The following is a 25,064-nucleotide window of genomic DNA, read 5'->3' on the forward strand; positions in this document are numbered from 1 at the left end:
GGTCACTTCTTGAGCGCCAGCCAGCGCAGCGCCAGCAGGTAGCCCTCCACGCCCAGCCCCGCGATCACGCCGTTCGCGACCGCTGAGATGACGCTGTGGTGCCGGAACTCCTCGCGCTGGTGGATGTTCGAGATGTGCACCTCGACCAGCGGCGCGGTCAGCTGGGAGCACGCGTCGCGCAACGCGATCGAGTAGTGCGTCCAGGCGGCACCGTTCAGCACCACCGGGATCGACGCGTCGGCGGCCTCGTGCAGCCACCCGACCATCTCGCCCTCGTGGTTGGTCTGGCGGACCTCGACCTCGAAGCCGAGCTCCTTGCCCTCGGCGACGCACATCTCGGCGAGGTCGGCGTGGGTGGTGCTGCCGTAGATGAGCGGCTCGCGGGTGCCCAGGCGGTTCAGGTTCGGGCCGTTGAGGACGAGGACCTTCACAGCAGCACCTTCCCGGAACCGGAACCCGGCGTCGGCTCGGCGGCCACCGCGGAGTACGCGGCGGCGATCAGGGCCGGGTCCGGGCCTTCGAGGCGGCCCGGCTTGGCGAGGCCGTCGAGGACCACGAAGCGGAGCACGCCCGCCTTGTTCTTCTTGTCGACCTTCATGCCCTCCATCAGCTGCGGCAGGGCGTCCGGGTCGTAGGACGTCGGCAGGCCGAGGAGCTCCAGCACGCGGCGGTGGCGGTCGGCGGTCTCGTCGTCCAGGCGGCCGGCGAGGCGGGCCAGTTCGGCGGCGAAGACCAGGCCCACGCTGATCGCGGCGCCGTGGCGCCAGCGGTAGCGCTCGCGGCGTTCGATGGCGTGGCCGAGGGTGTGGCCGTAGTTCAGGATCTCGCGCAGGGACGACTCGCGCAGGTCGTTCGTGACGACGTCGGCCTTGATCTGGATCTTGCGGCGGACCAGCTCTGCGAGCACGGAACCGGTCGGGTCCAGCGCGGCCTGGGGGTCGGCCTCGATCAGGTCGAGGATGACCGGGTCGGCGATGAAGCCGCCCTTCACGATCTCGGCCATGCCGGCGACGAGCTCGTTGCGCGGCAACGTTTCCAGGGTGGCCAGGTCGACGAAGATGGCGTCCGGCTCGTAGAACGTGCCGACGAGGTTCTTGCCCGCGTCGGTGTTGATGCCGGTCTTGCCGCCGACCGCCGCGTCGACCATGCCGAGCAGCGTCGTCGGGATGTTGACCAGGCGCACGCCGCGCATCCACGTGGACGCGACGAAGCCCGCCAGGTCCGTCACGGCGCCGCCGCCGAGGCCCACGACGACGTCGGCGCGCGACAGGCCGATCTTGCCCAGCACGTCCCAGCAGAAGCCGGCCACGGCCAGGTCCTTGCCGTCCTCGGCGTCGGGGACCTCGACGCGGTGGGCGTCGGCGCCCACGGCCTTGAGCTCGTCGACCAGCACCTCGGCGGTCGCGGCGAGCGTCGGCTGGTGCACGATCGCGATCTTCGCGGTCCCGCGCAGGAACTCGACGATGTCGCCGAGCAGGCCGCGCCCGATCACCACGTCGTAGGGCTTCTCCGCGGCGACCCGGATGCGGACGGGCTCGGTCATTCTTGCGCTCCCTTGATCACCGCGTCGGTCACCTGCTCCGGGTCCAACGAGTCGGTCAGCACCTCGATCGTCGCGACCTCGCGGTACAACGGCAGGCGCGCGTCGAGCAGCGCCTTGAACGTCGCGCGCGGGTTCACGCCGGACAGCAGCGGACGCGCCGACGACAGGCCGGTGCGGCGCACGCCCTCGGCCATGCCCACGTTCAGGAACACGACCGTGTGCGCCTTCAGCCGCTCACGCGTCGTGGCGGACAGCACCGCTCCCCCGCCCAGCGCGAGCACACCGTCGTGCTCGTCCAGTGCGCGAGCGACCGCTTCCTCTTCGAGGGCGCGGAAAACCGGTTCGCCGTCGTCGGTGAAGATGTCCGAGATCGGCTTGCCCGCCGTCTCGACGATGTCCGCGTCGACGTCGCGGAAGGCGAGGTTCAGTCGCTTGGCCAGCAGCTCGCTGACCGTGGTCTTGCCCGCGCCGGGCGGGCCGACCACCACGTAGCGAGGGCTCACATGCCCTCCCAGCGGGCTTCCAGGGCCTTGAGGTACGCGTGGGCGTTGCGGCGCGTCTCGTCGAGCGAGTCGCCGCCGAACTTCTCCAGCGCGGCCTCGGCCAGCACCAGCGCCACCACGGACTCCAGCACGACACCGGCACGCGGCACCGCGCACACGTCCGACCGCTGGTGGATCGCGACAGCGGGCTCACCGGTGCGCACGTCCACAGTGGACAGTGCACGTGGGACGGTCGAGATGGGCTTCATCGCCACGCGCGCACGGAGGATCTCGCCGTTGGTGATGCCGCCTTCGAGGCCACCGGCGCGGTTCGAGCGGCGCGTGACGCCGACGGGGCCACTGCCGCGGTCGATCTCGTCGTGCGCCTGCGAACCCCACCGGCGCGCGGAGGTGAAGCCGTCACCGATCTCCACGCCCTTCATCGCCTGCACGCCCATCAGGGCGGCGGCGAGACGCGCGTCGAGGCGGCGGTCCCAGTGCACGTGCGAGCCGAGGCCCGGCGGCAGCCCGTACGCGAGCACCTCGATCACGCCACCGACGGTGTCACCGGCTTCCTTCACGGCCTCGACCTCGGCGACCATGGCCTCGGTGCCGCGCGGGTCGAAGCAGCGCGTCGGCGACTCGTCGATCGCCGCCAGGTCGTCCGGCGTGGGCAGGCCCGCGTCCTCCGGCGTCTCCGCCTTGCCGATCGACACGACGTGGCTCAGGATCTGCACGCCCAGCAGCTGCTGCAGGAACTGCCGCGCCACGGTTCCCAGAGCGGTCCGCGCGGCGGTCTCACGGGCGGAAGCGCGCTCCAGCACCGGACGGGCCTCGTCGAAGCCGAACTTCTGCATGCCGGGCAGGTCCGCGTGACCGGGGCGCGGGCGCGTGAGGGCCTCGTTGCGCCCGGTCGGCTTGAGCAGGCTCGGGTCGACGGGATCGGCCGACATGACGGTCTGCCACTTCGGCCACTCCGAGTTGCCGATGGTGACCGCGATCGGCCCGCCCTGGGTCTTGCCGTGGCGGACGCCGCCGAGGATCTCGACCTCGTCCTGCTCGAAACCCATCCTGGGCGAGCGACCGAACCCGAGCCTGCGGCGCCCCAGCTGGGCGACCAGGTCGTCGGTGGTCACCTCGACACCGGCGGGCATGCCCTCCAGGACGGCGACGAGAGCGGGGCCGTGTGACTCTCCAGCGGTGATCCATCGCAGCACGCTCACAATCCTTTCACAGCGTCGTCAACGCCCAGGTGGCGGCCAGCAACCCCGGCCCGTGCGGCACGGCGCGCGCCCGCCGGACGGCCGCCAGCAGCACCGTGAGGGCGCTGGACAGGATCGCCGCAGGTAAGAGCGACGACAGCGCGAGCGGCGCGCCGAGCCCGAAGGCGAGTTTCACGTCGCCGCCGCCCATCCACGCGGGCCGCAGGCGCCGGACGGCGAGATGAGAACCACCGAAGATCACCGCGGAGAGCGCCGCCGCTCCCAGCCTGTGGAACTCCAGGAGCAGCAGCAGGGCGCCCAGCGGGAGGGTCAGCGCGTCCGGCAACCGGTGGTGCCGCAGATCGATCATCGCGAGCACGACGCCGGAGCACGCCAGCACGTACGAGGAGGGCGGTGCGTCCAGGACGTCCGCGACCGTCCACGACGCCCCCAGGACGAACGCGAGCAGGACCGTGGTCATGAGCACCACGGTCCTGCCCGGCACGGCTCGGGACCAAATCCCGCCCTGTCGTGAACGGTCCGTTCACGACAGGGCGGAGTGCACGCGGGGAGCTTTCGTTCGCTCTGACCGCACGGAAGGGCCCCGCGTGCAGTCAGGAAACGTCAGCGAGACCAGTCGAACAGGGCGTCGTTCGCGGCCACGTCCACGTCCACCGCGAGGTCGCCGAGCACGTCGGCGGACGCGTCCAGCGCGATCACCGGGCAGATCGGCGCGAACCCCGCCGCTTCGACCTCGGCCGGGTCCCAGGTCACGATGCGCTGACCCGCCCGCACCTCCTCGCCCTTCACGACGTGCAGCTCGAAGCCCTCGCCCTTGCGCTTCACGGTGTCGATGCCGAGGTGCACCAGCACCGCGGCGCCGTCACCGGTGGCGATCACGAACGCGTGCGGGTGCAGCGTCACGACGGTGCCGTCCAGCGGCGAGACGACGTCGGCCTTCACCCGTGCGGGCTCGACGGCGACGCCGGGGCCGACCATCGCCTGCGAGAAGACCGGGTCCGGCACGGCGGAGAGCGCGACCACCCGGCCGGCCACGGGGCTGCCGACGCGCAGGCTCACAGGAGGTCCTCGATGTCCTGGGCGATGGTGTCCGCCTCGGGGCCGACGATGACCTGGACGACGCTGCCCGCACGCACGACACCCATGGCTCCGGCGGCCTTCAGGGCCGGCTCGTCGACCAGCGAACCGTCGTTGAGCTCGCAGCGCAGGCGCGTGATGCACCCCTCGATCTCGATGATGTTGTCCGCGCCACCAAGCGCGGCGAGGATCTTCTCCGGCCTCTCGTCAGCCACGTCCGTACCTCTCGTTCCCGTAACAGCGGTTGACACCCGCTTGGTGTGCGGAGCATTCTCCCGCACCAACTGGTCTAGACCGGAAAGTACCACTAGCGAGGAGGTGAGCGAATGCACGAGATCGTGGACGGGCCCAAGCCCAAGCACGCGCAGCTGCGCGAGATCCTGCGCCGTCTCGCCGAACAGGACCTCGCACCCGGCTCACCGATCCCCTCCGAGCGAGACCTGGCGGAGCGGTACGGGGTCTCCCGCATCACCGTGCGGGCCGCGGTCGGCCAGCTGGTCGCCGAGGGCCTGCTCACGCGGGCCAAGGGGCGCGGGACGTTCACCGCCAAGCGCCGCTACGACCTGCAGCTCTACCTCGACTCGTTCACCTCGGTCATGCAGACGCGTGGGCTAGAGCCCAGCACCGAGGTGATCAGCTGCGGCCAGGCGGCACCCGGTTCGAAGGCCTCGCTCGGACTCGAGGACGACGAGTACGCGTACCGCGTCGTGCGGCTGCGCAAGGCCGACGGGGCACCGCTGGCGCTCGAAGCCGGCTGGTACAGCCCGCACGTGCTCCCCGAGCTCGACAGGTGCGATCTGACCGGATCGATCTACGAGATCATCGCCACCCGTTACGGGGTGCAGCTCGACCACGCGCGGCAGACCGTGTGGGCCGAGACCGCCGACGCGGAGACCGCGAAGGCGCTGGGCGTCCGCAAGGGCAGCCCGTTGCTCGTGTTCCGCAGAGTGGCCAGCTCTCAAGGGCGGCCGTGCGAAGACGTGACTTCCTGGTACCGGGGCGATCTCTACCAGGTGACCATGCAACTGGACCGGACCGTCCCGGGGACCGGACCGAACTCCGCCAAGGGAGGTACCCGATGAGCACCAACGCCGCACAGACAGGCGGTCGTGAGATCAAGGGCCTCGCCACGTTGCAGCGCTTCGGTCGCAGCCTCATGCTGCCGATCGCCGTGCTGCCCGCGGCAGGTCTCCTGCTCCGCTTCGGTCAAGACGACTTGCTGGGCAAGGACGGTCTGGGCTGGAACAAAGTCGCCGCGGTGATCGGTGCCGCAGGCGACGCGCTGTTCAGCAACCTCGCCCTGCTGTTCGCGGTCGGCATCGCCGTCGGGTTCGCCCGGCGTGGTGACGGTTCCACCGCCCTCGCCGGCGTCGTCGGCTACACCGTCCTGACGAGCGTCTTCAAGGCCATGTCGCCGTTCGTCCTCGACCAGCCGACGGACCCCGCGGCGAAGCCCGCGCTGATCAACTACGGCGTGCTCGGCGGTATCGTCGTCGGTATCACCACGGCCCTGCTGTGGCAGCGCTACCACCGCATCAAGCTGCCTCCGTACCTGGCCTTCTTCGGCGGCCGCCGGTTCGTGCCGATCATCGTCGCCGGCGTCATGGTGATCTTCGGCGTCCTGCTCGGCCTCGTGTACCCGTTGTTCAACGCGGGCCTCACCGCGGTCGGCGAGTGGGTCACCGGCAGCACGATCATCGGCGCGTTCATCTACGGCACGGTCAACCGCCTGCTGATCCCGCTCGGCCTGCACCACATCGTCAACAACGTCGTGTGGTTCCAGTTCGGCACCTACAACGACAAGACCGGTGACATCCCGCGCTTCCTCGCGGGTGACCCGTCGGCCGGTACGTTCCAGACCGGCTTCTTCCCCATCCTGATGTTCGCTCTGCCGGCCGCCGCCCTCGCGATCGTGCACACCGCACGGCCGAACCAGCGCAAGATCATCGCCGGCATCATGGGCTCCGCCGCCCTCACCGCGTTCATCACCGGTGTGACGGAGCCGCTCGAGTTCGCGTTCATGTTCGTCGCGTGGCCGCTGTACGTCATCCACGCGCTGCTGACCGGTACCTCGCTGGCGATCTCGAACGCACTGGGCGCCCACGACGGGTTCTCGTTCTCGGCCGGTGCGATCGACTTCATCCTGAACTGGAACATCGCGACCAAGCCGTGGCTGCTGATCATCCTCGGTGTGATCTACGGTGCGATCTACTACTTCCTGTTCCGCTTCGTCATCACCAAGTGGAACCTGAAGACGCCGGGTCGCGAGGACGACGAGTCGCCGGAGGCCGACGAGAGCGTGGTCGGCGCGAGCGGTGACACGGCGGTGCGCGAGAAGCCCGCCAAGAACGAGAAGTAGCCCAGCACAACCAGCTCTACCGGGAGGAACCATCATGGCCGAGCGACGGGTCACCGTGGCCAGCAAGGTCGGACTGCACGCCCGGCCTGCCGCACTGCTGGCGAAGGCCGCCGCCGACCAGCCGGTCACGGTCACCATCCGCAAGGACGGCGGCGAAGCCGTGGAAGCGGCGAGTGTGCTGGGTCTGATGACCCTCGGCGCCATGCACGGTGACGAGGTGGTGCTCAGCGCCGAGGGAGACGGAGCGGATGCCGCTCTGGACGCCATCGCCGAACTGATCGCCACCGACCACGACGACTGAGTCGTGCTCGGGCTGTGAGCGGTCTGCGCGCAGGCCGCCCACAGCCCATCCGAAGTGCAGGACGACACCCGCGGTCACGACGCCGGCCAAGGTCGACGGCGTGGCCTGCGGGTACGTCACCATCAGCCAGACCCCGCCCGCGGCGATCGCGGACGACACGACCAGTCCCGCGGTCCACCTGCGCAGCACCAGGAACGCGAGCGTCGAGACCAGCAGCGCCGCGCCGAGCGTGTCGCTGAAGCGGTGCCAGCCCAGCGACACCGTCTCCGCCGCGACGGCCCCCGCGCCGATCGCCCCGGGTATCGCCACGAACAGCGCGAACCGCCGTGGCACCGCCATCGTCACCGCGATCACCGACGCCACCGCGGCCGCCGTGTGTCCACTCGGGAAGCTGTTGTGCACCAGCACGGCGTCGTCGTCCAACGGCGGGCGCACCAGCACGTAGAGCTTCAGGACCTGCGCCAGCAGCACCGAACCGCCGAGGACGAGCAACGGCGGGAAAGCCTTCTTGCGCGCCAACAGCACGACGAGGATCGCGGCGACGATGATCGCCATGTCCACGTTGGACGCCCACGACCGTTGGAGTGAAAGCTCGGGCAACGCGGCGTTCTCCGCCTTCTGCCCGAACGACGTCCACACCAGTGCGAAGTACGTGAAGAGGAATCCCAGCAAGCTTCCGGCCATGCGGTCGAGACTCCGCGAGCCGCTCAACGGGAGCGTCCACGCCATGTCATGGTTCCGCTACAGATCCGGCACAGGTGCCGTGACCCGCCGATAATGGATCTCGTGGCGATGGTCTTGCTGGTCGAGGACGACCCCGCGGTGCGTGAAGGACTCGGATTGGCGTTGCGCCGCCAGGGACACGACGTCCGGGCAGCGGGAACGGGCGAGGAGGGCGTCGACAGGCTGCGCGAGTCCCGGCCCGACATCGTCGTCCTGGACATCATGCTGCCCGGCATCGACGGCTTCGAGACGTGCCGCCGGATGCGCGTGCAGGCCGAGGTGCCGATCATCATGCTCACCGCGCGCGGCGACGACTTCGACGTGGTCGCGGGCCTGGAGGCGGGCGCGGACGACTACGTGGTGAAGCCGGTCGAGCCGCGCGTGCTGGAGGCGCGGATCCGGGCCGTGCTGAGGCGGACCGTCTCCGAACCGTCGACCGTGGAACGCCACGGCTCGTTGCTGATCGACCGAGCGGGCCTCCAGGTGCTGAAGAACGACGCGAAGGTCGCGCTCACCCCCACCGAGCTGAAGCTGCTGCTCGAACTCTCCCGCACCCCCGGCCGCGTGCTGACCAGGCAGCAGATCCTGGAGGCCGTCTGGGAGCACGACTACCTCGGCGACTCCCGCCTGGTCGACGCGTGCGTCCAGCGGCTGCGCGCGAAGATCGAGGACGTCCCCTCAGAACCGCGTTACGTCCACACCGTCCGCGGCTTCGGCTACCGCTTCGGCCCGCGATGAGGTTCGCGAGGTGAGGGCACTGTTCCGCGGCCTGAAACCCAGGCTGATGGCGGCGTTCCTGCTCCTGACGCTGCTGGGCGCGGTCGCGGCGACGGGCGCCTCGTACGCGACCGCCCGCAACCTGCTGCTGGAGGACGCCCAGAACGGCTTCATGAACCCGCTCGTGGACGACGTCCGCAACGCCGCGGAACGCCTGAAGGTCCCGCCGGCGCAACAGGACCTCGACGAATTCCAGGCCTCCCTGCGCAGCCCGGCGGTCGTGATCTTCGACGGACTGCGTTCCCGCAACGGCCCCGACCCCTCGGCCGCGCCCGCCGAGATGCGCGAGATGGTGAAGTCGAGCAGGACGATCATCTGGCAACGCCGCACGGACCTCGTCGAACCGTACGTGGTCATGGGCATCCCGCTGCTGCGCCCCGACGGCACGTCCACCGGTGTCGAGGTGTGGGCGTGGGGAACCCTCGGCGGCCCGCAGCGCGCCATCGACAGCTTCTCGACCGCCGCCTGGGTGGGCGTGAGCCTCGTGCTGCCGCTGGCCCTCGGACTGGCCCTCTTCACCGCACGCGGGGTGCTGCGGCCAGTTCGCCGCCTGGGAGCCGCGGCCCGCGCTCTCGGCTCGGGCCGTCTCGACACCCGCGTCGACGAACGAGGCTCCGACGAGCTCGCCGACCTGGCGCGGACGTTCAACAGGGCCGCGTCGCAGCTGGAAGCCTCGCAGGCCGCCGCCCGCCGCTTCGTGGCCGACGTGTCCCACGAGCTCCGCACGCCACTGACCGCGATGAGCGCCGTGACGGCCGTCCTGGACGAGGACGCCGCCTCGCTCCCCGAGGACACCGCAGTGGCGGCGCGCCTGGTCTCGGCCGAGACCCGCAAGCTCACCCGCCTGGTCAACGACCTGATGGAGATCTCGCGCTTCGACGAGGGCCGCAACGTCCTGGAGCTGGACGAGTGGGACATCAGCACCGCCGTCCGCGACACCCTGGCCGCCCGCGGCTGGACCTCGTCCGTCGAGGCCTCGCTGCCCGACGGCGTGGTGGGCAGGGTGGACCGCCGCCGCCTGGACGTGATCGTGGCGAACCTCGTGGGCAACGCCCTGAAGCACGGGGTCGCGACCGCGCGGCCAAACGGCAACGCTCCGGCACACGACGGCAGGGCTGCGCGGCCCGACGGCAACGCGCCCGCACACGACGGCGCCGGGGACCACGTGACGGCGCGGCCAAACGGCGACGCGCCGACACACGGCGGCGCCGGTGGCCACGTGACAGCGCGGCCCGACGGCAACGCGCCCGCACACAGCGGCGCCGACGGCCACACGACAGCGCGGCCAGACGGCGACGCGCCGACACACGGCGGCGCTCTCGTCCGCGTGACGGTGCGGCCCGACGGCATCGAGGTGGCCGACAGCGGCCCCGGCATCCCGGAGGAAGCCCTTCCCCACATCTTCGACCGCTTCTACAAGGCAGACACGGCCCGCTCCCGTTCCGAGGGCAGCGGACTGGGATTGGCGATCGCATGGGAGAACGCACGCCTGCACGGCGGGACGATCGAAGCGGCCAACGCACCATCGGGCGGCGCGGTCTTCACCTTGCGCTTGCCCTGGTGACGCTGTCGGCCTGCGGTGTGCGCCCGACCCCGATCCTGACCGGCGCCGACGCCCCGACCGTGTCGTCGCACGAGCTGACCGTCTACCTGGTGAAGGCGGAGCGGGACGGCCTGGTGCGGCGAACGCGGTCGTACACCGGGACCGTGGACACCGCCACGGCGATCAACCTGTTGGTAGGAGGGCTGACCGACGAGGAGAAGAAGCTCGGCCTGGTGACGGAGGTGCCTGCCACGTCGTCGCGGGTGTTCGCGGTCTCGAACGTGATCGTGCTGCCCGAGGACATGGGCCCGCTGTCCAAGTGGGCACAGTTCCAGCTGTACTGCACGGCGATCGCGAGCCGGGCGAAGGTGGAGGGCGTACCGGCGTCAGGCATCGACTGCCCGTGACAGGTCCGAGGCCAAACAACGCCAAAGGCGACCGACCCAAGGCCGAGGCCGAAGGCGAGGCGATGCGATGGCGCAGCCGAACCCCACGCCCTACGCAACGCGCAGCCGCCGTAAGCAACAGGCGTGCCATCAACCCGCGCGCGGCGCTGGCCGGTCTTTGATCAGATTGGCGGGGTCTGGGGCGGCGCCCCAGAAATCTTGAAACAGGAACGGCCCCACCCAACAAGACCCACCACGGGAACCGCCGTCAGAAAGTCAGCGGCAACAACAAAGCCAGCAAAGAAGACCCTACGACCGCGAGGCGAGCTCCGCGGCCAGCGCCTCCCGCATGACCTCCTGCGGCGCCGGCTTCCCGGTGAACTGCTCCACCTGCCCGAAAGCCTGGTGCAGCAACATGTCCAGCCCGGTCGCCAGCCGCGCGCCCGACTCCTCCACCGCCGCGGCGACCGGGGTCGGCCACGGGTGGTAGATCACGTCCAGCACGTACGGGGCTCGGGCCAGTGCGGCGGCCAGCGGGACCGTTGCCGAGGCCGGGACCGTGGACACCACCACGTCCGAGGCGCCCGCGAGCACGGCCAGGTCCACAGAGGACAGTGACAGCACCTCGGCCTTGATGCCGACGCGGGACGCCGTCTCCAGTGCCTCCCAGGCGCGCGACGGATCCCGCACCACCAGGGACACCGACGAGATGCCCAGCTCGGCGAGGCCTGCCAGCGCGGCGGTGGCCGTGCCGCCCGCGCCGATCACGACGCCGTGCGTGCCGTCGGAGAAGCCCTTCTCCCGCAACGCTCCTACGACACCGTCCACATCGGTGCAGTCGGCGTGCCAGCCGGAATCGGTGCGCACCAACGTGTTCGCGGCACCGACGGCCGTGGCGCGCTCGGTCACCGAGGACGCGAACGCCAGCGCCGCCCGCTTCGTCGGCATCGTGCACGACAGTCCTACCCACTCCGGGCCCAACGACGAGACCAGAGCTGGTACTTCGGACTCGGTGCACTCCAGCCGCGTGTAATCCAGGTCGAGACCCAGGGCGGCGTAGGCGGCGTTGTGCAGCACGGGGGAAAGGGAGTGCTCGATCGGCGAACCGATCACCGCCGCGCGCAGCACTAGTAGACGCCTTCCTTCCGGGCCTTCGCGACCAGCGCGTCGTGCTCGTCGTTCGTCCTCGAGAAACACGTGGTGCCGTCCTTCTGGCACTTCACGAAGTACTTGATGTCGCCGCCCTCGGGCTTCATCGTCGCCGCGACCGCCTGCTGTGACGGCGAGCCGATCGGCGTCGGCGGCAGGCCCAGGTTCACGTAGCTGTTGTACGGGCCGGCCTTCTCGCGGTCCTCGTCGGACGTGCGGATGTGCGGCTGGTTGAGCTGGTAGTTGATGGTCGAGTCGAACTGCAGCGCCATGGGCTCCTTCAGGCGGTTGTAGATCACCTGGGAGACCTTGGTGAAGTCCTTCTCGATGGCTTCCTTCTCGATCAGCGAGGCCATGACCAGGACCTCGTACGGGCGGAAGCCGGTGTTCGCGGTGCCACCGGGAATGCCGAGGCTCTGCAGCTTCTGCGCCGAGGCCACGACCACGCTGCGGATCAGCTCCACCGCGCTGACACCCGGCTTGACCTGGTAGACGCCGCGCATGATCAGGCCTTCGAGGCGGTGCACGGGCTCGGCGCGCTTCACGTCGGCCAGCGCCCAGTCAGGCACACCGAGGGCGACAGGATCGGTCTGCTCGGCCGCCGCCTTGATCTCGTCGCCGGTCAGGCACGTCTTCTTGCCGTCCTTCTCCGTGCAGCTCGCGTCGGCGAGCTGGGAGTAGATGCCCTTGACGGTCTTGCCGTCGGCCTGGATGTCGGTGAGCTTGACGCCGCCGACGATCTGGACGGCGGGCACCCGGGTCTTCGGGTCGATCATCCGGGCCACGGCCTGCTGGCCCGACATCTTCGTCTTCATCAGGTAGAAGCCGGGCTGGATCGACGTCACGCGGGCATCGGTCTTGCTGGCCTCGGTGAAGGCGCGCACGGACGCGATGACCCCGTTCTCCTGGAGGGTCGACGCGATCTGACCACCGACCTCGCCGTCCTTGACCTCGACGATGACGTCGGCCTCGCCGGCGCCGGCGAAGTCTTCGTACGAACCGATGCCCCGCAGCTCGCGGTAGCCGTAGTAGGCACCGCCCAAGCCCACGGCGAGGACCAGCGCGACGACGAGCCACATGACCGTCTTCTTGCGCTTCTTCGCCTTGATGCGGGCGCTGTTGTCACGCCCGCGCTCACGCTTGAGCGGACGTCGTTCATCCACGTCGGGGTCGGTGAACAACCCGAGATCGTCGCTCACACCTCGTCCTTTCGGGCGGCCACAGAGCGTGCCCGTGCATCCAGCCAAGACTGCAGGATCTCGACAGCGGCAGCCTGGTCGACCACGGCACGCTGCTTCTTGCCCTTCACACCGCGCTGCGCCAGCACGCGGCTCACCACGACCGTCGTCAGCCGTTCGTCGCTGAGCCGCACCGGAACAGGTGCGATGCGGCCGGCCAACGCGGCAGCGTACGCGGTCGCCGCTTCCGCTGCCGGGCCGTGCCGACCGGCCAGTGTTCTGGGCAGACCGACCACGACCTCGACGACGTCATGCTCGGCCACGAGACGTACGAGCTCGGTGAGGTCCGAGCCGCGCTTCTCGTCACGCTGGAGGGTAACCAGCGGAGTCGCCAGAAAAGCACCCGGATCGCTGAGAGAAATTCCCACACGAACCGACCCGACGTCGACGCCGAGCCTCCTGCCGAGGCCCGGATCGTCGACTCCGGCGACATCAGCGCTGCTCAAGCACCTTGTCCAGTTCGTTCGTGAGGGCCGTGATGGCCTCGGGCACGCCGGCCGGGTTCGTGCCGCCGCCCTGGGCCAGGTCCGGCTTGCCACCACCGCGGGCGGCGATGGACGGGCCGAACACCGGCACGAGCTTGCCGGCGGCCAGGCCCAGGTCGCGGGCGGCGGCCGTGGTGGCGACCACGAAGCTCACCTTGTCACCGTCGACCGAGAACAGGGCCACCACGCCGGGCTTGTTGCCGAGTCGGTTGCGGACCTCGCCACCGAGCGTGCGCAGGTCGTTGCCCGACACGCCCTCCAGGCCGAGGGCCACCAGCGACAGACCGCGCACGTCCAGGGCCTTGTCGGCGAGCGACCCGGCGTTGCCGAGCAGCTGGGCGGCGCGGACCTTCTCGAGCTCCTTCTCGGCGGACTTCAGCCGCTCGACCAGGGACTCGATCCGCTCGGGCAGGCCCTCGGAGCCGACCTTCAGCATGTCGGAGAGGTTCTGCACGATGGCGCGTTCCTTGGCCAGGAACCGCATGGCCTCGATGCCGACGTAGGCCTCCAGGCGGCGCACGCCGGAACCGACCGAGGATTCACCCAGCAGGGTGATCGGGCCGATCTGCGACGAGTGCTCGACGTGGGTGCCACCGCACAGCTCACGCGACCACGGGCCACCGATCTCGATGACGCGCACGGTCTCGTCGTAGGTCTCGCCGAACAGGGCCACGGCACCCATGTCCTGGGCACCGGCCATGTCGGTGTAGACGATGCTGACCGGCAGGTCCTTGCGCACGGCGAGGTTCGAGACCTCCTCGATCTCGCTCTTGGCCTCGGCGGACAGACCACCGGTCCAGGCGAAGTCGAGCCGCAGGTAGCCGGGCTTGTTGTACGAACCGCTCTGCAGGGCCGACGGGCCGAGCACCTGGCGCAGGGCGGCGTGCACGACGTGCGTGCCCGAGTGACCCTGACGGGCACCGACGCGCCACTCCGGGTCGACGCGGGCCTCGACGTGCTCGCCCTCGCTGATCTCACCGGACCGGACGCGCACCTGGTGCACCCACAGCTTGCGGGCGACCTTCTGCACGTCGAGGACCTCGAGCTCGGCGTTGCCCGTCACGATCGTGCCGGCGTCGGACTCCTGGCCACCGGACTCGGCGTAGAGCGGCGTGCGGTCGAGGACGACCTCGACGATGTCGCCTTCCTTGGCCGACTTGATCCGCTGACCGTTCAGCACGATGCCGCGCAGCGTGGCCTCGGAGGCCAGCTCGGAGTACCCCGTGAACTCGGTCGGGCCCTGCTCCAGCAGCTCGCGGTACACGGACTGGTCGCCGTGGCCGGTCTTCTTGCCGGCGGCGTCGGCCTTGGCGCGGGCGCGCTGCTCGGCCATCAGCTTGCGGAAACCGTCCTCGTCCACCGAAAGACCGGCCTCGGAGGCCATCTCCAGCGTGAGGTCGATCGGGAAGCCGTACGTGTCGTGCAGCTGGAAGGCCTTGTCACCCGGCAGGGTGGCGCGGCCGTCCGACTTCACCTCGGCGGCGGCGTTCTCGAAGATCCGCGAACCGGCGTCGAGCGTGCGCAGGAACGTGTCCTCCTCGGCCTTGAGCACCTGCTGGATGCGGGCGAAACCGCTGACCAGCTCGGGGTAGGCCTCGCCCATCGAGTCGCGGACGACCTCGGCGAACTGCTGCAGCACCGGCTCGTTGACGCCCAGCAGGCGCGACGAGCGGATGATGCGGCGCAGCAGGCGGCGCAGCACGTAGCCGCGAGCCTCGTTGCCGGGCGTGACCCCGTCGCCGACCAGCAGCACACCGCTGCGGGCGTGGTCGGCGATGACGCGGAACCGGACGTCGTCGACCTCGCTGGCGCCGTACTTGCGGCCGGACAGCTCCTCGGCCTTGTTGATGACGGCGCGCACGAGGTCGGTCTCGTAGACGTTGTCGACGCCCTGCAGCAGGTAGGCGACGCGCTCGACGCCCATGCCGGTGTCGATGTTCTTCGACGGCAGCTCGCCGAGGATCGGGTAGTCCTTCTTGGCGCCACCCTCACCGCGGATGTTCTGCATGAAGACGAGGTTCCAGATCTCCAGGTACCTGTCCTCGTCGACGATCGGGCCACCCTCCTCGCCGTACTCGGGGCCGCGGTCGTAGTAGATCTCCGAGCACGGGCCGCACGGGCCGGGCACGCCCATCGACCAGAAGTTGTCCTCGATGCCGCGGCGCTGGATGCGCTCGAGCGGCATGCCGGCGACCTTCTGCCACAGCTCGATGGCCTCGTCGTCGTCCAGGTAGACCGTCACCCAGATGCGCTCGGGGTCGAAGCCGTAGCCGCCCTCGTCCTGGGACTTGGTGATGAGCTCCCAGGCCAGGCGGATGGCGTCTTCCTTGAAGTAGTCGCCGAGCGAGAAGTTGCCGGCCATCTGGAAGAACGTCAGGTGGCGCGTGGTCTTGCCGACCTCGTCGATGTCCGGCGTGCGCACGCACTTCTGGATGCTCGTCATGCGCGGGGCGGGCGGCGGGGCCTCGCCGAGGAAGTACGGCTTGAACGGCACCATGCCGGCGTTGACGAACAGCAGGTTCGGGTCGTCGAGCAGGAGCGAGGCGCTGGGGATGTACTTGTGCCCGGCGTTCTCGAAGTGCTCGCGGAAACGCTTGATGATCTCGTGGGTCTGCACGGGAATGTCCTTGCTATTTCAGAAAGTTGTCAGGGCGCACAAATGAGGCGAACGGTGCTCAGTGCTTTCCGTTCGCCCTGGGCGCTCGACGCCCCGGCGTGAAGCCCGTCTGACGTTCCACGGTCTCCTGCAACTCCTGTTCCCGTTCGGCCATGCCCGCGCGCACCTCGGCCCCGAAGGAACCGATCGCGCCGGCGAGCTCACGCAGGCCTTCACCCACGTTAGCGCCGATACCGGCGGGAGTCGCCTGCTTTGTGACCTCGGCGGCCTTCTTCGCGACGAAGAGACCGGCGGCGGCACCCAGTCCGAACCAGAAGAGGCGGCTCATCGCGAACCTCGCTTCGGACGGCGCTTGGCGTGCTTGTTCGGCTGCTCCGCGGCCTTGCGGCGGGCCTTGACGGCCTTGCTCACGCCGTAGGACAGCGCGGCGGCCTTGACCAGCGGACCGCCGAGCGTGGCGGTGAACAGGCTGGTGAGCGCGGAGACGTTGCCGGTGACGGCGCGCGCGTTCGCCGTGATGCCGTCGACGCGTTCGAGCTGCGTGTTCACGTGCGTGAGCGTCGTGTTGGCCTCGGTGAACAACGGGTCCGTGTTCTCGTGTGCCTTGCGCATCGCGATCGTGGCCTCGTCGAAGAACCGTGCCGCCTTGATCCCCACGAACACCAGCACGATCACGAGCAGCACGAAGGCACCGGCGGCGAGCCACCCTGGCGACACAGATCCTCCTGGTGAACAGGCGTTCAGGCTTGGTTGCGGGTGAGATTACCGGGTGGGTCCGACACTCAGCCGATCGGCACCTTCAGTTGATCTTCAACGGCCCGTGGCGCCGTCGATCTGCTCCCGGAGGATGTCGGCGTGGCCCGCGTGCCGGGCGGTCTCGGTGGTCATGTGCGCGAGGATCCAGCGCAGCGACATGCGGTTGCCGTCGATCGGAATCGCCATGAGCGCCTCGGGCCCGCCGGCGTTCTCGATGGCCCGGTCACTGTCGGCGATGGCCGCGCGGTAGCCCTCGATCACCTCGTCGGCGGACGTGGTGGCGGGCACGGCCATGCCGAGCTCCTCCTCCTCGTCCCAGTGGTCGCCACCGAGGTGGTGGTAGAACCACATGCGCTCGGCCTCGGTGAGGTGCTGGACCAGGCCGAGGATCGACGTCCCGCTAGCGACCAGCGACTGGCGCAGCTGCTCCTCGGTGAGCCCCTCCGCCTTCTTCAGCACGCAGTGGCGCTGGAACTTCAGGAACGCGTGCGCGACGTCGAGCTCGTCGGTGTCCACGCGCGGCACCGGCTCGCGCTGGGTCTCGAACATGACCCGAACGTACGGGAAACCACCGGCAATCCAAATGAAACGGACCACTCATTGACTCGCGACCGTCACTGCCTGTGAAATACCCGTCACACAGGGCTTGACACCGGCGGTGCCGCCCGTTGAAGTAAGGCAACCCTAAGTCTGGAGGCCGGAGTGAAGCCGGTGTCGCACCTGGACTCCTACCGCAGGCACGCCACGGCGGGCGCGCCGCCGGTCCCGGAGCTCACCGCCCCGTGGGAGGCCCGCCTCCCCCGGCCGGACGGCTACGACCTGCACCTCGTCCACCGCTGGAACTCCGCACCGCACGTCGCGGCGTTCTCGCGGCAGGCGTGGCCCCTGCCGCGCTGGGAGGAGCAGCTGCGGACGCACCTCGGCGGCGACGACGTCCGGCCGTTGCTGATCAGCTGGCACGGCCGCCCGGTGATCTACGCGGAGGTCTACCGGGCGGCCCGCGCGGCCGTCGCCCGGTGCTACCAGGCGCGACCGCACGACCTCGGGCTGAACGTCGCGGTCGGCGAGCTGGCGATGACCGACCAGGGCCTGGTGCGGTCGCTGCTCCCCCGGCTCACCGACGCGTTGTTCGAGGCCGACCCGCACTGCACGCGGATCGTGGTGGAACCGGACGTGCGCAACGCACGCGCCATCAGGTCGTTCGAGGCCGGCGGGTTCATGGCCGCGGACGAGGTCATGCTGCCGAACAAGCTCGCACTGCTGATGGTCTGCAAACGCTAAAAAGCCGTGATGTCCTGCGGTGCGCGTTCCTTGCGGCTGAGCGCGCGCACCAGGTCGATCGCCTTGTGCCGGTTGAGCGACATGCGGGTCAGCAGGTCGATCGCCGTCTCGTTGACGCGGCGCGGGAACTCCGGCGTGTCCACCCCGACGCTCACCGCGAGGTCGTCGGCGTGCACGACCAGCTCCATCACGCGGCTGACCAGGTACTCGTCCAGCGCGACGGCCCACGGGCCCCAGTGCGGCATGCGGACGCCGCGGTTCTCCGCGCCGGGCAACGTCTTCTCGAGTTCGTCGAGCGTCTGCTCGACACGCGCGCACAGCGCTTCCGGGCCCTCCGCCGCGAGTTTCTCGCCACCCGCCCGGATGTTGGTGTGCATCTCCGAGTCGATGTCGAGCTCCGTCCAGTTCGCCCGCTTGTAGTGCTCCATCAGCGGAACGACCTCCTCGTCGCCGAGGGGCAGGGCGAGCATCGCCGGCAACGGCAACGCCTGGTAACCGAGGTGACCCGCGAGCCCGCTGACGCGGTACTCGGCCAGCGCGCTGGGCTCGGTCCACTGCGCGGCCACCTGAGGGTCCCGCAGGAGGTCGAGGGCGATGCGGGCGGAGGTCAGAAAGTCGTCCCTGATCGTCACGTCGCCGAACGTACTCGGCTCACCCGGCGGCGATCACCTCGATTTCGACCAGCCAGTCGCTGACCAGCGTGGTGGCGACGATCGCGGTGGTCGGCACGGGCCGGCCACCCAGCGCCTCGACGCGTGCGGCGGCGTTGGCCTCCGCGTACGAGGAGTCGCGCAGGTAGCTGGTCAGCCGGACGATGTTGGCGACGGTCATGCCCGCGGAGGCGAGGATCGTGCGGATGTTCGACCAGATCAGGTCGAGCTGCTCGGCCAGGTCGGCGCCTGGCCTGCCCGCCGGGTCGAGACCCATGGTCCCGGCGACGAACAACAGCCGTGAGGCGCCGCGGACTTCCATGGCGTGCACGTAGTCGTCGGAGGCCGGGTACACGCCGTCGGCAGGGTTGTGCGGCACGAGTTCCATGAGGCGATCATGCGACACGGCCTCAACCGAAATACCGGCTCTCACTCGCCCCTGATCACCCGGCGCAACCGCGGCAACCGCTCGGCGACCGCCCGTTCGGCACCCCGCCCGGTCGGCTCGTAGTAGTCGCGGCCCACCAGGTCGTCCGGCGCGTACTGCTGCGTGAGCACGCCCTCCGGAACGTCGTGCGGGTACCGGTATCCCTGCGCGTTCCCCAGTTTCGCCGCGCCCGCGTAGTGCCCGTCGCGCAGATGCGCCGGCACGGCACCGATAGCGCCCTTGCGCACGTCCGACATCGCCGCGTTGATCGCCGTCGTGACAGCGTTCGACTTCGGCGCCGTGGCGAGGTGGATCGTGGCCTGCGCGAGGTTCAGCGCGCACTCCGGCAACCCGATCAGCTGCACGGCCTGCGCCGCCGCCACGCACGTCTGCAGGGCGGTCGGGTCGGCCATGCCGATGTCCTCGCTGGCGTGGATCACCAGCCGCCGCGCGATGAACCGCGGGTCCTCGCCCGCCTCGATCATCCGCGCCAGGTAGTGCAGCGCGGCGTCCACATCGGACCCGCGGATCGACTTGATGAACGCCGAAGTCACGTCGTAGTGCTGGTCGCCGTCGCGGTCGTACCGCACCGCCGCCTTGTCCACGGTGGACTCCAGCAGCTCCAGCGTGATCACGCCGGAGTTCGACGCCACCGCCGAGTCCGCCGCCGCCTCCAGCGCCGTCAGCGACCGGCGCGCGTCCCCGCCCGCCAGCCGGATCAGGTGGTCCTCGGCCTCGGGCTCCAGCACCACGGACCCGCCCAGCCCGCGCTCGTCCGACACGGCGCGGCGGATCACCGCGCGCACGCCGTCGTCCGTCAGCGACTTGAGCTGCAACACCAGCGACCGCGACAGCAGCGGCGACACCACCGAGAAGAACGGGTTCTCCGTGGTGGCCGCGACGAGCAGCACGATCCGGTCCTCGACGGCCCCCAGCAACGCGTCCTGCTGGGTCTTGGAGAACCGGTGCACCTCGTCGATGAACAGCACGGTCGACTCGCCGGACCGCACCAGGCGCCGGCGGGCCTCGTCGATGACCGCCCGCACCTCCTTGACGCCCGCCGACAACGCCGACAGCGCCACGAACCGGCGCCCGGTCGCCTTCGACACGAGCGTCGCGAGGGTCGTCTTGCCGGTGCCGGGAGGGCCGTAGAGCATCACGGACGCGGGAGTGGCGCCCTCGACGAGACGGCGCAGCGGCGCGCCCGGCCCGAGCAGGTGGTCCTGGCCGACGACCTCGTCCAGCACCGCCGGACGCATCCGCACGGCCAGCGGGGCGTTGGCCGCGATGCGCTCGGCCTTCTCCTCGTCGGTCGCGCCGAAGAGGCCCTCGTCGAACAGACCTTCGCTCATGCGTTCGAGCCTAGCGCCTGCTTCGCGGGTCCACGTTCGCGACAGCCGGGGCCTGAGGCGGCCCCTGGGGGCGCTGGTCGTGTGCGAGGATTGCGTTCCGTGCCCATCCCCCGTGCCGTGCTCCTCGCCGGTCCCTCCGGCTCCGGCAAGTCGACCCTCGCCGCCCACCTCGGCTGGCCGGTGCTGCGCCTGGACGACTTCTACCGCGACGGCGACGACCCGCTGCTGCCGAAGGACGAGCACGGCCGCGCGGACTGGGACGCCGTGAACTCCTGGAACGCGGACAAGGCGTTGCAGGCCGTCATCGAGCTCTCCGAGAACGGCAAGGTCGAGGCACCGGTCTACTCGATCAGCGAGGACCGCGCGGTCGGCACGCAGACGATCGAGCTGGGCGACGCACCCGCGTTCATCGCGGAAGGCCTGTTCGCGGACCTGCTGGTCCAGGGCGCGAAGGACGCGGGCGTGCTCCGGGACGCCATCGTGCTCGCGCCGAGCCCTCCGGTCACGTTCGTCCGCCGGTTCGCCAGGGACGTCGCGGAGGCGCGCAAGCCCGTCCCGACGCTGATCAGGCGCGGTCTGCGGCTGATGCGCGAGCAGCCTCAGGTCGTGCGGCGCTGCGTCGACGCGGGCATGCGCCGCACCACCCCTTCGAAGGCCAGGGCTGACCTGTCCGTGTGAGGCCTGTGACCACGGGTACCCGAAGCGCACGCGAGTTGAGGAGTTCCGGTGCGCAAAGACCTGGTGGTCGTCGGCGCCTCCGCGGGAGGTGTCGAAGCGCTGCGACAACTGGTGGCCGCGCTGCCGAGGGATCTGCCCGCCGCGGTGGTCGTCGTCCTGCACATGCCCGCGGGTGGTTCGTCGGCGCTCCCGGCGATCCTCGCCCGCAGCGGCCCGTTGCCCACGGCGACCGCACAGGACGGCGCCGACCTGCGCAACGCCCACGTCTACGTCGCACGTCCCGACCACCACGTCGTGGTGCAGGACGGCGTGCTGCGCCTCTCCAGAGGTCCGACCGAGAACGGCCACCGGCCGGCCATCAACACGTTGTTCCGCTCCGCCGCACTCGCGAGAGGTTCTTCGGTGATCGGCGTGATCCTGTCCGGAGCGCTCGACGACGGCACCGCGGGCATGGCCGCGATCAAGAGCCGGGGTGGCCTCGCGGTCGTGCAGGACCCCGCCGACGCGATCTACCCCGGCATGCCGGAGAGCGTGCTGCAGCACGTCGAGGTCGACCACGTCCTGCCGGTGGTGCGGATCGGTCCGTTGCTGGCCCGCCTCGCCGGGCAGCACGCGGACGCGATCGCCCCGGAACCGGCGTCCGACACACTCCTCACGGAGGTTGCCGTGTCCCAAGACGACTCCGGAGCGGCGTACGGTGACATCCCGCGGATCGGCTCCCCCACGAACTTCACCTGTCCTGACTGCTCCGGTTCTCTCGTGGAGATTCCCGGTGAAGGCGTTCAGTACCGCTGTCTGGTCGGGCACGCCTGGACGGCGGACGCACTCATGGACGCATACGGTGGCACCCTGGAACGCGCGATGTGGACGGCGTTGCGCACCCTCGACGAGAAGGCCTCCCTCGCTCACCGGATGGTCGGCGTGTCGCGGGGCGCCGGCCGGGAGCTGGTGGCCGAACGGTACGTCCGGCAGGAGGAAGAAGCGCTGGCCGCGGCCGACGTCCTCCGCAAGTACCTGCTGCGAGGCGGCGTGCGTGAGGAGACCGGGGCATGAACATCGAGACGACGGACCTCGCGGGTGTCTTGGTCGCGACCCCGGCGGGACGGCTCGACCTCACCTCCTACACCCCGTTGCGCGACGGCCTGCTCAAACTGGCGGCGGACGCGCCACTCGCCCTGGTCGTCCGGCTCGGTCCCGGCTTCGAGGTCCCGAGCGCGACGATGCTGTCGGTGTTCACGACCGTCGGGATGAGGATCTCGCAGTGGCCGGACATCCCGCTGGTGCTGCTCGCCGAGACCAGCGAGCACGGCGATCAGCTGCACACCAGCGGCGTCGCACGGTTCGTCCGCACCACGGGTGACATCGAGGAGGCGCTGGACGCGGTCGAACGGCCGCCGCTGCGCAGGTTCCGGAGCGTGCCGCTGCCCAACTCCCCGGCGGCACCGATCATGGCGCGTGCCGTCGCGCGGGAGGTCTGCGAGCTGTGGGACGTCCCGAGGCTCAGCGACGACGCGGTGCTGGTGGTGAGCGAACTGGTGGAGAACGCCGTGCGGCACGCGCACTCGGAGTCGGTGCTGAGGGTCGAGCTGCGTCCGTCCGGTCTGTCGCTCGCCGTCAAGGACTTCGCCCCGGAGGTACCGGTGCGGGAGTCGCCGGAACCGGACGTGCCGGGGCATCGGGGAGTGCAACTGGTGGACAAGATCAGCGTCGCGTGGGGCTGCACGCCGTCATCCGACGGGGGCAAGATCGTGTGGGCGGTCCTCGGTCTCCGCGGAAGCGAGTAGGTTCTTCAGGCGTGAGTGAAGGTCAGCCGATCCCCGACCAGGACTTCGAAGAGGTGCTCCAGTACCTCAAGGAGTCGCGCGGTTTCGACTTCACCGGGTACAAGCGCACGAGCCTCATGCGGCGCGTGAGGCACCGGATGAGTCAGATCGGCGTCGAGGACTACGGCGACTACATCGACCAGCTCCAGGTCAACGCCGACGAGTTCAGCGTCCTGTTCAACACGATCCTGATCAACGTCACGGCGTTCTTCCGCGACCCGGAAGCGTGGGACTACCTGCGCCAGGACGTCATCCCGGCGCTGCTGGCCGAACGTGGGCCGGAGGACCCGGTCCGGGTGTGGAGCGCGGGCTGCGCGTCCGGTGAGGAGGCCTACAGCCTCGCGATCGCGCTGGCCGAGGCGATGGGCCCCGAACGGTTCCGGCAGCAGGTCAAGATCTACGCCACCGACGTCGACGACGAGGCGCTCTCCCACGCCCGGCACGCGAGCTACGTGGAACGCGACCTCCAGTCCCTGCCGCCCGAGCTCGCCGCGAAGTACTTCGAGCAGCAGAACGGCCGCTACAGCTTCCGCAAGGACCTGCGCCGCTCGGTCATCTTCGGCCGCAACGACCTGGTCCAGGACGCGCCCATCTCGCGGATAGACCTCCTGGTGTGCCGCAACACGCTGATGTACTTCAACCAGGAGACGGCAGGCCCGCATCCTCGGCCGGTTCCACTTCGCGCTGGTGCCCAAGGGCGTGCTGTTCCTCGGCAAGGCGGAGATGCTGCTCAGCCACAGCCGCATCTTCGACCCCATCGACCTCAAGCGCCGCCTCTTCCGCAAGACCGCCACGGGTCCGCACCCGTCGGCGAACTTCGTATCGCACACGATGGTGCACGATCGCAGGGTGGACCTGCGCGGTATGGACGAACTGCGGGAACACGCCTTCTCCGCGAGCCCGGTGGCTCAGATCGTGGTGACGGCGGAAGACGTCGTCGCGCTCCTCAACCGGCAGGCGGAGACCACGTTCGGCCTCTCGTCGAAGGACGTCGGCCGGCCGTTGCGCGACGTCGACATCTCCTACCGGCCGGTCGAGCTGCGCGGCTACGTCGAGCAGGCCCGGCTGGAACGCAAGTCTTTGCGCATCAAGGACATCGAGTGGCTGCGCGGCCCCGGCGAGTCGATGTGGTTCGAGGTGCACGTCAACCCGCTCGTCGGCGCGGACAACACCATCCTGGGCGTCTCGGTCGTCTTCCACGACGTGACGGCCGCGCGCCGGCTGCTGGAGGACCTCGAACACGCGAACCGGCAGCTGGAATCGGCGTACGAGGAGCTCCAGTCCACGAACGAGGAGCTGGAGACCACGAACGAGGAGCTCCAGTCGACGGTCGAGGAGCTGGAGACCACCAACGAGGAGCTCCAGTCCACCAACGAGGAACTGGAGACGATGAACGAGGAGCTCCAGTCCACCAACGACGAGCTCCAGACCATCAACGACGCCCTGCGCGAACGCACCGGCGAGCTCGACCGGGTCAACGAGTTCCTGGAGTCGATCCTGACGTCGCTGCGGGCGGGCGTGATCGTGCTCGACGTGCAGATGCGGGTGCTGGCGTGGAACCGCGGCGCCGAGGAGCTGTGGGGTGTCCGGCGCGACGAGGCGGAGGGCGAGCACCTGCTCAACCTGGACATCGGGCTGCCGGTCGCCGACCTGCGCCCGGTGGTGCGGGCGGCGCTCAGCGACGGCGCGTTCATGGAGGAGGTCAAGCTCTCGGCGGTGAACAGACGCGGCCGCGAGGTGGTCATCCGGGTGGTGTGCAGCTCGTTGCGCGCGAACGGGGGCGAACCGGACGGCGCCATTCTCGTGATGGAGCAGCAGGAGGGCTAACCGGTCGCGTTCTCCCCGCGCAGGAAGAACCCGCTGAGGCCGCTGAGCTCGAACGTCCGCAGCACGATGAACGAGCACTCGGCGAAGACCAGGTCGATCCCGCGGCGGTCGCACTCGGCACGCACCGCGAGCAACGTGCGCAGACCCGCCGAGCCGATGTGGTTCACGCCGGACATCTCGACCATGAGCACGGCGTGCGTCTGGTCGAGCTGTTCGAGCAGGAAGGCCTGGAGCTTCGGCGCCGTGACGAGGTCGATCTCGCCGGCCACGCGCACCACCGTCGACACACCGAGGTGGTCGGCGCTGAGCTCGAGCTGCGTGGCGTCCACCCGTCCCATGCTCCCACATCTGACCGGACACCGTTTCG

At 69.9% G+C, this 25,064-nt stretch carries 28 protein-coding genes and 2 pseudogenes; 11 read left to right on the plus strand and 19 right to left on the minus strand.

Annotated elements, in window-relative coordinates:
• Nucleotides 1-2: 2 nt before the first annotated feature.
• The 7 genes from aroQ to AOM45_RS42900 form a co-directional block, all read right to left on the minus strand.
• A complete protein-coding gene (aroQ, locus tag AOM45_RS42870; RefSeq protein WP_030471621.1) occupies nucleotides 3-431 on the minus strand; it encodes a type II 3-dehydroquinate dehydratase in 429 nt (142 codons plus the stop codon).
• Nucleotides 428-1,543, minus strand: coding sequence for a 3-dehydroquinate synthase (gene aroB, locus AOM45_RS42875; RefSeq protein WP_030471622.1), 1,116 nt, complete (start codon nucleotides 1,541-1,543; stop codon nucleotides 428-430). The genes aroQ and aroB overlap by 4 nt, the downstream gene beginning before the upstream one ends.
• Nucleotides 1,540-2,046 (minus strand): shikimate kinase, encoded by a 507-nt coding sequence (locus tag AOM45_RS42880; RefSeq protein WP_030471623.1) that lies wholly within the window; start codon nucleotides 2,044-2,046, stop codon nucleotides 1,540-1,542. The genes aroB and AOM45_RS42880 overlap by 4 nt, the downstream gene beginning before the upstream one ends.
• Nucleotides 2,043-3,242, minus strand: coding sequence for a chorismate synthase (aroC, locus tag AOM45_RS42885; protein ID WP_030471624.1), 1,200 nt, complete (start codon nucleotides 3,240-3,242; stop codon nucleotides 2,043-2,045). The genes AOM45_RS42880 and aroC overlap by 4 nt, the downstream gene beginning before the upstream one ends.
• 13 nt (nucleotides 3,243-3,255) lie before the next feature.
• Complete coding sequence (locus AOM45_RS42890; protein WP_035912727.1) at nucleotides 3,256-3,708, minus strand: prepilin peptidase; 453 nt, start codon at nucleotides 3,706-3,708, stop codon at nucleotides 3,256-3,258.
• Between the two features lie 143 nt (nucleotides 3,709-3,851).
• Nucleotides 3,852-4,307 carry a PTS sugar transporter subunit IIA gene (locus tag AOM45_RS42895; RefSeq protein ID WP_030471626.1) on the minus strand — a complete coding sequence of 152 codons (456 nt, stop codon included), beginning with the start codon at nucleotides 4,305-4,307 and terminating at the stop codon, nucleotides 3,852-3,854.
• The gene (locus AOM45_RS42900; RefSeq protein ID WP_030471627.1) at nucleotides 4,304-4,540 is read right to left on the minus strand and encodes a PTS sugar transporter subunit IIB; all 237 of its coding nucleotides are present in this window, start codon (nucleotides 4,538-4,540) and stop codon (nucleotides 4,304-4,306) included. Before AOM45_RS42900 ends, AOM45_RS42895 begins: the two co-directional genes overlap by 4 nt.
• 111 nt (nucleotides 4,541-4,651) lie before the next feature.
• Here AOM45_RS42900 and AOM45_RS42905 point away from each other — a divergent pair, with 111 nt between their 5' ends.
• The 3 genes from AOM45_RS42905 to AOM45_RS52050 are packed head-to-tail and all read left to right on the plus strand — an operon-like array spanning nucleotide 4,652 to nucleotide 6,985.
• Nucleotides 4,652-5,407 (plus strand): GntR family transcriptional regulator, encoded by a 756-nt coding sequence (locus AOM45_RS42905; protein ID WP_030471628.1) that lies wholly within the window; start codon nucleotides 4,652-4,654, stop codon nucleotides 5,405-5,407.
• Nucleotides 5,404-6,684, plus strand: a complete 1,281-nt coding sequence (locus tag AOM45_RS42910) for a PTS transporter subunit EIIC (protein ID WP_051784376.1) — start codon at nucleotides 5,404-5,406, stop codon at nucleotides 6,682-6,684. Before AOM45_RS42905 ends, AOM45_RS42910 begins: the two co-directional genes overlap by 4 nt.
• A 34-nt stretch (nucleotides 6,685-6,718) precedes the next feature.
• Nucleotides 6,719-6,985, plus strand: coding sequence for an HPr family phosphocarrier protein (locus tag AOM45_RS52050; protein WP_162185735.1), 267 nt, complete (start codon nucleotides 6,719-6,721; stop codon nucleotides 6,983-6,985).
• Between the two features lie 192 nt (nucleotides 6,986-7,177).
• Here AOM45_RS52050 and AOM45_RS53305 read toward each other — a convergent pair.
• Nucleotides 7,178-7,714: pseudogene (locus AOM45_RS53305) on the minus strand (phosphatase PAP2 family protein); the annotation flags it as partial.
• A gap of 57 nt (nucleotides 7,715-7,771) precedes the next feature.
• Here AOM45_RS53305 and AOM45_RS42920 point away from each other — a divergent pair.
• The 3 genes from AOM45_RS42920 to AOM45_RS42930 are packed head-to-tail and all read left to right on the plus strand — an operon-like array spanning nucleotide 7,772 to nucleotide 10,435.
• Nucleotides 7,772-8,446 carry a response regulator gene (locus tag AOM45_RS42920; protein ID WP_035912729.1) on the plus strand — a complete coding sequence of 225 codons (675 nt, stop codon included), beginning with the start codon at nucleotides 7,772-7,774 and terminating at the stop codon, nucleotides 8,444-8,446.
• Nucleotides 8,447-8,456: 10 nt separating this feature from the next.
• On the plus strand, nucleotides 8,457-10,049 hold the full coding sequence (locus tag AOM45_RS42925) for a sensor histidine kinase (protein ID WP_035912691.1): 1,593 nt from the start codon (nucleotides 8,457-8,459) through the stop codon (nucleotides 10,047-10,049).
• Nucleotides 10,046-10,435 carry a hypothetical protein gene (locus tag AOM45_RS42930; RefSeq protein ID WP_030471633.1) on the plus strand — a complete coding sequence of 130 codons (390 nt, stop codon included), beginning with the start codon at nucleotides 10,046-10,048 and terminating at the stop codon, nucleotides 10,433-10,435. Before AOM45_RS42925 ends, AOM45_RS42930 begins: the two co-directional genes overlap by 4 nt.
• A gap of 288 nt (nucleotides 10,436-10,723) precedes the next feature.
• On the opposite strand, the gene AOM45_RS42935 is transcribed toward AOM45_RS42930, so the two are convergent.
• The 7 genes from AOM45_RS42935 to AOM45_RS42965 form a co-directional block, all read right to left on the minus strand.
• Nucleotides 10,724-11,542: a shikimate dehydrogenase gene (locus tag AOM45_RS42935; RefSeq protein ID WP_030471634.1), complete on the minus strand. Its 819-nt coding sequence runs from the start codon at nucleotides 11,540-11,542 to the stop codon at nucleotides 10,724-10,726.
• Nucleotides 11,542-12,762, minus strand: a complete 1,221-nt coding sequence (mltG, locus tag AOM45_RS42940; RefSeq protein ID WP_030471635.1) for an endolytic transglycosylase MltG — start codon at nucleotides 12,760-12,762, stop codon at nucleotides 11,542-11,544. The genes AOM45_RS42935 and mltG overlap by 1 nt, the downstream gene beginning before the upstream one ends.
• Nucleotides 12,759-13,247 (minus strand): Holliday junction resolvase RuvX, encoded by a 489-nt coding sequence (gene ruvX, locus AOM45_RS42945; protein WP_030471636.1) that lies wholly within the window; start codon nucleotides 13,245-13,247, stop codon nucleotides 12,759-12,761. Before ruvX ends, mltG begins: the two co-directional genes overlap by 4 nt.
• Entirely contained in the window at nucleotides 13,234-15,903 is a 2,670-nt protein-coding gene (gene alaS, locus AOM45_RS42950) for an alanine--tRNA ligase (RefSeq protein WP_030471637.1), read from the minus strand. Before alaS ends, ruvX begins: the two co-directional genes overlap by 14 nt.
• 58 nt (nucleotides 15,904-15,961) lie before the next feature.
• Nucleotides 15,962-16,231, minus strand: a complete 270-nt coding sequence (locus AOM45_RS42955; RefSeq protein ID WP_030471638.1) for a hypothetical protein — start codon at nucleotides 16,229-16,231, stop codon at nucleotides 15,962-15,964.
• Nucleotides 16,228-16,620: a DUF948 domain-containing protein gene (locus AOM45_RS42960; protein WP_030471639.1), complete on the minus strand. Its 393-nt coding sequence runs from the start codon at nucleotides 16,618-16,620 to the stop codon at nucleotides 16,228-16,230. Before AOM45_RS42960 ends, AOM45_RS42955 begins: the two co-directional genes overlap by 4 nt.
• Nucleotides 16,621-16,713: 93 nt before the next feature.
• Entirely contained in the window at nucleotides 16,714-17,208 is a 495-nt protein-coding gene (locus AOM45_RS42965) for a DinB family protein (RefSeq protein WP_030471640.1), read from the minus strand.
• A gap of 153 nt (nucleotides 17,209-17,361) precedes the next feature.
• On the opposite strand from AOM45_RS42965, the gene AOM45_RS42970 reads away from it, so the two are divergent.
• A complete protein-coding gene (locus tag AOM45_RS42970; protein ID WP_162185734.1) occupies nucleotides 17,362-17,940 on the plus strand; it encodes a GNAT family N-acetyltransferase in 579 nt (192 codons plus the stop codon).
• Here the strand turns inward: AOM45_RS42970 and AOM45_RS42975 are convergent.
• The 3 genes from AOM45_RS42975 to AOM45_RS42985 are packed head-to-tail and all read right to left on the minus strand — an operon-like array spanning nucleotide 17,937 to nucleotide 20,369.
• On the minus strand, nucleotides 17,937-18,572 hold the full coding sequence (locus AOM45_RS42975; RefSeq protein ID WP_030471642.1) for a maleylpyruvate isomerase N-terminal domain-containing protein: 636 nt from the start codon (nucleotides 18,570-18,572) through the stop codon (nucleotides 17,937-17,939). The genes AOM45_RS42970 and AOM45_RS42975 overlap by 4 nt on opposite strands.
• A 19-nt stretch (nucleotides 18,573-18,591) precedes the next feature.
• On the minus strand, nucleotides 18,592-18,978 hold the full coding sequence (locus tag AOM45_RS42980; RefSeq protein WP_030471643.1) for a RidA family protein: 387 nt from the start codon (nucleotides 18,976-18,978) through the stop codon (nucleotides 18,592-18,594).
• A 41-nt stretch (nucleotides 18,979-19,019) separates the two neighbouring features.
• The gene (locus AOM45_RS42985; RefSeq protein WP_030471644.1) at nucleotides 19,020-20,369 is read right to left on the minus strand and encodes a replication-associated recombination protein A; all 1,350 of its coding nucleotides are present in this window, start codon (nucleotides 20,367-20,369) and stop codon (nucleotides 19,020-19,022) included.
• A gap of 99 nt (nucleotides 20,370-20,468) precedes the next feature.
• Between AOM45_RS42985 and AOM45_RS42990 the strand changes: the two genes are divergently transcribed.
• The 4 genes and pseudogenes from AOM45_RS42990 (at nucleotide 20,469) to AOM45_RS43005 (ending at nucleotide 24,697) form a co-directional block, all read left to right on the plus strand.
• On the plus strand, nucleotides 20,469-21,047 hold the full coding sequence (locus AOM45_RS42990; protein ID WP_236704042.1) for a uridine kinase family protein: 579 nt from the start codon (nucleotides 20,469-20,471) through the stop codon (nucleotides 21,045-21,047).
• A gap of 48 nt (nucleotides 21,048-21,095) precedes the next feature.
• Entirely contained in the window at nucleotides 21,096-22,100 is a 1,005-nt protein-coding gene (locus tag AOM45_RS42995) for a chemotaxis protein CheB (protein WP_030471646.1), read from the plus strand.
• Nucleotides 22,097-22,831: an ATP-binding protein gene (locus AOM45_RS43000; RefSeq protein WP_030471647.1), complete on the plus strand. Its 735-nt coding sequence runs from the start codon at nucleotides 22,097-22,099 to the stop codon at nucleotides 22,829-22,831. Before AOM45_RS42995 ends, AOM45_RS43000 begins: the two co-directional genes overlap by 4 nt.
• A gap of 11 nt (nucleotides 22,832-22,842) precedes the next feature.
• A pseudogene (locus AOM45_RS43005) lies at nucleotides 22,843-24,697 on the plus strand (CheR family methyltransferase).
• Here the strand turns inward: AOM45_RS43005 and AOM45_RS43010 are convergent.
• Complete coding sequence (locus AOM45_RS43010; protein WP_051784379.1) at nucleotides 24,694-25,035, minus strand: STAS domain-containing protein; 342 nt, start codon at nucleotides 25,033-25,035, stop codon at nucleotides 24,694-24,696. The pseudogene AOM45_RS43005 and the gene AOM45_RS43010 sit on opposite strands and share 4 nt — an antisense overlap.
• Nucleotides 25,036-25,064 lie beyond the last annotated feature (29 nt).

Source organism: Lentzea aerocolonigenes (assembly GCF_000974445.1).
Lineage (GTDB): Bacteria > Actinomycetota > Actinomycetes > Mycobacteriales > Pseudonocardiaceae > Lentzea > Lentzea aerocolonigenes.